The organism is Sphingomonas sp. (genome assembly GCF_019242355.1).
GTDB lineage: Bacteria > Pseudomonadota > Alphaproteobacteria > Sphingomonadales > Sphingomonadaceae > Sphingomicrobium.
In genome coordinates, this window is the sequence record NZ_JAFAVR010000250.1 from 1 (window position 1) to 5,970 (window position 5,970).

Genomic DNA, 5,970 nt, shown 5'->3' on the forward strand with positions numbered 1-5,970 from the left:
GTCCCCGCCGGCGGGTTTGCTTCGGATCAGCGATGCAAACATGGATAGTCGCGTCCTCGGCACAGCGGGATTCCGCCTCAGCGGACCGGTTTACGTCCGGCGCGGTTAAAAGTCCGTTGATTTGCTTGACCTCGCGTCGTGAACTGCGCACGGAGCGAGGACGCGAGGAGGAGCTTGGATGGCGCAGCCAAGGTTGCTGCTGATCGATGACGAGCCGGCCCTCGCCGACTTCCTTGCCAATGGCGCTCGGGAAGCGGGACTGGATGCCGTGATTGCGGTCAATCACGGTGACTTCCGCAAGCAATTCGTCGCCAGTCCCCCCGATATCGTGGCGCTGGACCTCGGCATGCCGGGGATGGACGGCGTCGAGCTCCTGCGCTTTCTCGCCGAGCAAACGTTCACCGGACCGGTGCTGATCGTCAGCGGCTTCGACCGCCGGATCCTCGAATCGGCCTTTCGGCTCGGCGAAGCGCTTGGCCTGCAAATGGCTGGCCCGCTCGAAAAGCCGGTCCGGCTGCACGAGCTCGAGGAGCTCCTGAACGGACTTCGGCCGATATTGCGGACCGATGCGCAAGGATGAAGCCCGCCTTCTGGACGGGTTCGTGCGGGCGCTGCGGGAGCATCGGCTGCACATGGTCTATCAGCCCAAGGTCGCGCTTCGCGACGGCAGCCTTGTCAGGGTCGAGGCGCTGGTGCGCTGGGAGGATCCCGAGCTAGGTGCGATCCAACCGTCGCGGTTCGTGCCGCTGGCGGAACAGCACGGGCTGATTGACGAGCTGACTCAATGGGGGCTTCGGACGATCCTTCGCCAATGGGTCGACTGGTGCGCTCACAAGCTCGACACTTGCATTGCGTTCAACATCTCCGCGCTCAGCCTCCAGAACCTCGATTTTCCCGACCTCGTCGAGCGGATGTGCCGGGGGCTCAAGGTCCCGACCGATCGCCTGGTGCTGGAACTGACCGAAGGTGCGACGCAGCCGCTCATCAAGCTGATCGACACTCTGACGCGGTTCCGAATCAAAGGGATCGGGCTTGCAATCGACGATTTCGGGACCGGCTATTCGTCGCTCATGCAGCTTCGCCAGCTGCCCTTCACCGAAGTCAAGATCGACCAGGCCTTCGTCGCCGACCTTGGCCGATCACGGGACTGCGACCTGATTGTCCGGTCGATCGTCGAGCTCGCGCACAATCTCGGCCTCACGGTCACCGCCGAAGGGGTGGAGACAATCGAGCAGTTGCGCCTGGTCAAGGAGCTGGGCTGCGACGTCGTGCAGGGCTATCTGATTGCGACGCCGATCGCGCCGGAGGGACTGCTCCCCTGGCGCCGAGAGTTCAGGAAGCGTTGGCCGGCGATGCTCACCGACGAAAAGCTCGCCTTGTGGGCCCAGGAGACCTGACCGCCTACCCTAGGCTCAGCAACTCCCGCGCCTGGGCCATGGCGGCGATCCCGCTGACGATCGTCTGGTCCTTCTTGCCGAAGCAGAGCCGCACCAGATGCCGCGGCGGATCCCGTTCCGCGAAGGCCGAAAGCGGCACGACCGCTACCCCTGCCCGCTCGACCGCGGCATCCGCAAACGCCTTGTCCTCGAGCGCGATGCCCGAGGCTTTGAGGTCGACGCAAAGGAAATAGGTTGCCGCCGAATCGAGCACCGCGAAGCCGGCGTCGCGCAAACCCTCGGCCATGCGGTCACGCGCATCGCCGAACCGGCGACGCATCGGGGCGATCCAGGAATCGCCCTCGTCGAGCCCGAAAGCGACCGCCGACTGCAAATTCGGCGCGGTCGAGAAGGTCAGGAACTGGTGCGCGCGGGCGAGTGGGCCGGCAAGCGCGGGCGCTGCGACCATCCAGCCGACCTTCCAGCCGGTGAGGGAGAAGATCTTCCCGGCCGAGCCGATCTTGATCGACCGCTCGGCCATGCCCGGAACCGCGCACAACGGGACGAAGGTGCGCCCGTCGAGCACGACATGCTCCCAGACTTCGTCCGCGATGACGACGAGGTCGTGCTTGCAGGCGATGGCGGCGACGATGCCAAGCTCCGCCTCGTCGAACAGTCGGCCGGTGGGATTGTGCGGGTTGTTGAAGAGGATCGCGCGGGTGCGCGGGCCCACGGCGGCCGCGAGAGCTTTCTCGTCGATCCGCCATTGCGGCGGCTGCAACGCCACTTTGCGCACGATGCCGCCCGCTCGCCGGACCATTGGCGCGTAGCTGTCATAGGCCGGGGTCAGCAGGATCACCTCGTCGCCCGGCTCGATCGTGGCGAGGATCGCGGCGCCGAGGGCCTCGGTTGCTCCGCTGGTCACGCAGACGTGCTCGGCGACGAGCTCCAGCCCGTAGTGCCGCCGGTAATGGCGCGCGATCGCATCGCGCAGCGCGGGCAATCCGCGCGAGGGCGCATATTGGTTCGATCCCTCCACTACCGCCCGCGCGGCGGCGTCCAGGATCTCCTGCGGCCACCCGAAGTCCGGGAAGCCCTGGCCCAGATTGATCGCGCCATGTTTCGTCGCCAACCCCGACATGCGCTCGAACACGCTGGTCGGCATTTGATCGTAGAGCGGGTTCAAGCGCCTCTCCCTGGCTACGGCTCACCGCAAATAGCCGGGACCGGCCGCCAGTGAAGCAACTTTCGCGCGGCAGCCGCATTCCCGGTTCAAACGGAATGACGAGGATTCGAATGGCCGACCCGAAAGTGATTCTCTACCGCATGGTGCTGCCCGACCATGTGTGTCCCTATGGCGTTCGCGCCAAGCAGCTGCTCGAGGAGGCGGGCATTCCGTTCGAGGATCGAATCCTTGGTACCCGCATGGAGGTCGAGGCCTTCAAGGATGAGCACAAGGTCGACACGACGCCGCAGGTAATCATCGACGGCAAACGGATCGGCGGCTCCGACGACCTCGAGCGTTACTTGCTCTCGGCCGGCAGCGAAGCCTGACCGATGAGGGCCGAGCGAACCCTGGCGAACGGCTGATCGAGCGTTTCCGCGACGATCGAGAACAGGGTGATCGACAACATGGCCCCGACTATTGCGACGGAGATGAACTCCATCGCTCGGCCGCGCAGTCGGCTGCGCTCCTGCTCATGCTCGCGCGGCCGCCCATTCGGGCGGCGGCGGTCGTAAGGCACGGCAACGGCTTCGCGCAAAGCGGGGCGCGATGCGGCGGAGGTAACGATGGCTTCGAGCGGAACGCGGTCTTGCGCCCGCAGACCAGCGCATGACCCGCTTCGCCAGACGACACGGGCGACGATGACCTTGTCGTCCCGTCGCAACTCGACATACGTGCCACGGTCGAGCAATTCCGAGGAGCGCACCAGCAAGCCGCGCGAGGAAACGTTGAGGATGAATGCGTCCGTCCATCGGGCGCCGAGACGCATGCGCGCGGCAACGAATGTCTTGATCCGCGGCTCGCGAACCTTCAGCGTCGGAATTGCCTGCCTCATTCCCATGCGGCAGGCGTGTATCCGCACGCCCCCGGCAAGCCCTTAAGCTTCTGTCCGAAACGGATAAGTCCACCCCGATCGGCGCTCGCGGATCGGCAGCGAAGCAGATCTCCGCCGCATTTGGCCAACACGTCTCGCCAGCGGCTCTCGCCATGCTAAGGTACGGCCGGAATCGAGCAGGGGATGGTCCATGGGAAAGTTCAGCCGTCGCGATCTTGGCAAGGCGCTGGGCGCGGTTTCCGCCGCCAGCCTGCTCCCCCGCGGCGGCGCTGCAGCCGCGCAATTGCTTCGACCGACTGACCTCAGCTTTCCCAAGGACTTCCGTTGGGGCTGCGCCACCGCCGCCTACCAGATCGAAGGCGCGGTCCGCGAGGACGGCCGCGGAGCAACGAACTGGGACATCTTCTCCCACACGCCGGGCAAGGTGTTCAACGGCGACACCGGCGACGTCGCCGACGACAGCTACCACCGGTACAAAGAAGACCATCAGCTGCTGAAAGCCCTGGGCGTCAGCACGTACCGCATGTCGCTCGCCTGGTCGCGGATTTTCCCGGAAGGGCGGGGTCGGCCGAACCCCAAGGGAGTCGATCATTACAATCGGGTCGTCGACGACCTGCTCGCGAACGGCATCGAACCCTATATCACCATGTTCCATTGGGACCTGCCCGCGGCCCTTCCGGGCGGCTGGCAGAATCGGGACACGGCTCAGGCATTCGCGGACTACGCCGGCTACATGGCCGGGCACCTGTCGGACCGCGTCAAGCACTTCATGACGGTCAATGAGCTGCGGTGCTTCACTGACCTCAGCCACCTCACCGGGCAGCATGCGCCGGGCCTCAAGCTTCCTCCCGCCCGGGTCAACCAGGTCCGCCATCACGGGGTCCTCGCCCACGGACTTGGGGTGCAGGCGATCCGCGCGCATGCGAAGCCGGGCACCCAGGTCGGGATCGCCGACAACACGACTTTCTACGTTCCGGTGATCGACACACCCGAACATATCGCGGCGGCGAAGAAGGCGACCCGCGAGCAGAACGCGATGTTCCTGACCGCGATCATGGAAGGTCGCTACATCGACGAATATCTGCACCAGGAGGCCGCCAACGCGCCGAAGGTGCAGCCTGGCGATATGAAGGTCATTGGCAGTCCGCTCGATTTCCTTGCGGTCAATATCTACGCTCCGGAGTGGGTGCGGGCCGACGATTCACCGCGCGGCTATGCCACCATCCCGCACATCGCTTCGTCGCCACACATGGCGTCGCCGTGGCTGATCGTTGGACCGGAAGTCGCCTACTGGGGCATCCGCCAGGTCAGCGAGCTTTGGCAGCCCAAGGTGCTCTACGTGTCGGAGAACGGCGCCTCCGCAGACGATCCGGTCCAGAACGGACGCATCGATGACGCCGACCGTGTCATGTACCTGCGCAACTACATCACCTCGTTCCACCGGGCGGTCGCCGAGGGCTATCCGCTCAAGGGATATTTCCTGTGGAGCCTGATGGATAATTTCGAATGGGCCGACGGCTACAGCAAGCGCTTCGGGATCCACTATGTCGACTTCAAGACGCAGAAGCGAACGCCCAAGCTCAGCGCGGCCTGGTACAAGGAAGTGATTGCCCGGAACCAGTTGGTCTAGCGGCGCCTCACGACCTGCAACGTCAGTCGCCGATCCAGATGCCGACGAGCGCGGCAAGCGCAACGAGCAGCAGGAAGCCATTGATCGGCACGAGCAGCGCCTTGGGAAGTGGGCGGATGTCACGATGCGCGACCTCGCCGGTGCCCTGGATTTCGCGCCAGACCGCCGCGACGAGGCAGAAGCCGGCGAAGATCACGAGCACCGACCCGGTGAGCTTGCCGATCAGTACCGGAAGGACGCCCTTCATCAGTGCCCTTGCGCCGACGCCGCTCGCAAGCGCGGCAAGCGCGGTCCGCACCCAGGCGGCATAAGTTCTCTCCGCTGCGAGGAGGGTTCGGTCGCCGGCGAGGATCGTCCGCCGGTCGGCACTATCACTGAGCTCATCGGTGCTGCGCTCCACGGCGGAGGCGCTACGCCTGATCTGCCTGGCCTGCTCGTGCAGCTCGCCCCTCGGCGCGGTCGCTTCAACCGCGCCCGGCGCCGTTGGGTTCTTGCGGCGCGCGGGGCGACGGTCGGCGGTCAAGCGATCCGCACTTCGCAGCCGAGACGCCGCGCCTGGTCGAGGCTCTCCTCGGGAGCGTCGCCATCAGTAATCAGCACGCCGACCTCCTCGATGCCCATGATGCGGTGGAGACAAGTGCGACCGAACTTGCTGCTATCGGTGACCGCCACGACTTCGCGAGCGACGCGCGCCATCTTGCGATTGAGGATCGCCTCGCCTTCGAAATGGGTCGTGATCCCGCGCTGAAGGTCGAGGCCGTCCACGCCGAGGAAGAGGCGGTCCACCTGCAGGCTGTCGAGCGCCGCTTCGGTCTGCCCGCCATAAAAGGCCATGTTTTTCCGGCGCAGGCGGCCGCCGAGGAGCACGATCTCGACATCCTCGCGTCGCATCAGCTGATTGAGG

7 protein-coding genes and 1 pseudogene are annotated in these 5,970 nt (G+C 65.4%); 4 read left to right on the plus strand and 4 right to left on the minus strand.

Annotation, left to right across the window (positions count from 1 at the left end):
• Window positions 1–178 precede the first annotated feature (178 nt).
• The gene (locus JOZ79_RS11920; protein ID WP_294074403.1) at window positions 179–580 is read left to right on the plus strand and encodes a response regulator; all 402 of its coding nucleotides are present in this window, start codon (window positions 179–181) and stop codon (window positions 578–580) included.
• Window positions 567–1,397 carry an EAL domain-containing protein gene (locus JOZ79_RS11925; RefSeq protein WP_294074405.1) on the plus strand — a complete coding sequence of 277 codons (831 nt, stop codon included), beginning with the start codon at window positions 567–569 and terminating at the stop codon, window positions 1,395–1,397. Before JOZ79_RS11920 ends, JOZ79_RS11925 begins: the two co-directional genes overlap by 14 nt.
• Window positions 1,398–1,401: 4 nt before the next feature.
• On the opposite strand, the gene JOZ79_RS11930 is transcribed toward JOZ79_RS11925, so the two are convergent.
• Window positions 1,402–2,562 carry an aminotransferase gene (locus JOZ79_RS11930; protein ID WP_294074407.1) on the minus strand — a complete coding sequence of 387 codons (1,161 nt, stop codon included), beginning with the start codon at window positions 2,560–2,562 and terminating at the stop codon, window positions 1,402–1,404.
• A gap of 110 nt (window positions 2,563–2,672) precedes the next feature.
• On the opposite strand from JOZ79_RS11930, the gene JOZ79_RS11935 reads away from it, so the two are divergent.
• Window positions 2,673–2,930: a glutaredoxin domain-containing protein gene (locus tag JOZ79_RS11935; protein WP_294074409.1), complete on the plus strand. Its 258-nt coding sequence runs from the start codon at window positions 2,673–2,675 to the stop codon at window positions 2,928–2,930.
• Here JOZ79_RS11935 and JOZ79_RS11940 read toward each other — a convergent pair.
• Entirely contained in the window at window positions 2,900–3,436 is a 537-nt protein-coding gene (locus JOZ79_RS11940) for a PilZ domain-containing protein (protein WP_294074411.1), read from the minus strand. The two genes, JOZ79_RS11935 and JOZ79_RS11940, sit on opposite strands and share 31 nt — an antisense overlap.
• 190 nt (window positions 3,437–3,626) lie before the next feature.
• Here JOZ79_RS11940 and JOZ79_RS11945 point away from each other — a divergent pair, with 190 nt between their 5' ends.
• Complete coding sequence (locus tag JOZ79_RS11945) at window positions 3,627–5,066, plus strand: GH1 family beta-glucosidase (protein ID WP_294074412.1); 1,440 nt, start codon at window positions 3,627–3,629, stop codon at window positions 5,064–5,066.
• 22 nt (window positions 5,067–5,088) lie between these two features.
• Here the strand turns inward: JOZ79_RS11945 and JOZ79_RS11950 are convergent, their stop codons facing one another.
• Both JOZ79_RS11950 and JOZ79_RS11955 read right to left on the minus strand, forming a co-directional pair.
• Window positions 5,089–5,589 (minus strand): DUF202 domain-containing protein, encoded by a 501-nt coding sequence (locus JOZ79_RS11950; RefSeq protein ID WP_294074414.1) that lies wholly within the window; start codon window positions 5,587–5,589, stop codon window positions 5,089–5,091.
• A pseudogene (locus JOZ79_RS11955) lies at window positions 5,586–5,970 on the minus strand (DeoR family transcriptional regulator); the annotation flags it as partial. The gene JOZ79_RS11950 and the pseudogene JOZ79_RS11955, both read right to left, overlap by 4 nt.

Bases quoted from the DNA above. Each gene is read 5' to 3' on its own strand.
- JOZ79_RS11920 (WP_294074403.1), top strand. From the start codon at position 179: ATGGCGCAGCCAAGGTTGCTGCTGATCGATGACGAGCCGGCCCTCGCC.
- JOZ79_RS11925 (WP_294074405.1), top strand. From the start codon at position 567: ATGCGCAAGGATGAAGCCCGCCTTCTGGACGGGTTCGTGCGGGCGCTG.
- JOZ79_RS11935 (WP_294074409.1), top strand. From the start codon at position 2,673: ATGGCCGACCCGAAAGTGATTCTCTACCGCATGGTGCTGCCCGACCAT.
- JOZ79_RS11940 (WP_294074411.1), bottom strand. From the start codon at position 3,436: ATGAGGCAGGCAATTCCGACGCTGAAGGTTCGCGAGCCGCGGATCAAG.
- JOZ79_RS11945 (WP_294074412.1), top strand. From the start codon at position 3,627: ATGGGAAAGTTCAGCCGTCGCGATCTTGGCAAGGCGCTGGGCGCGGTT.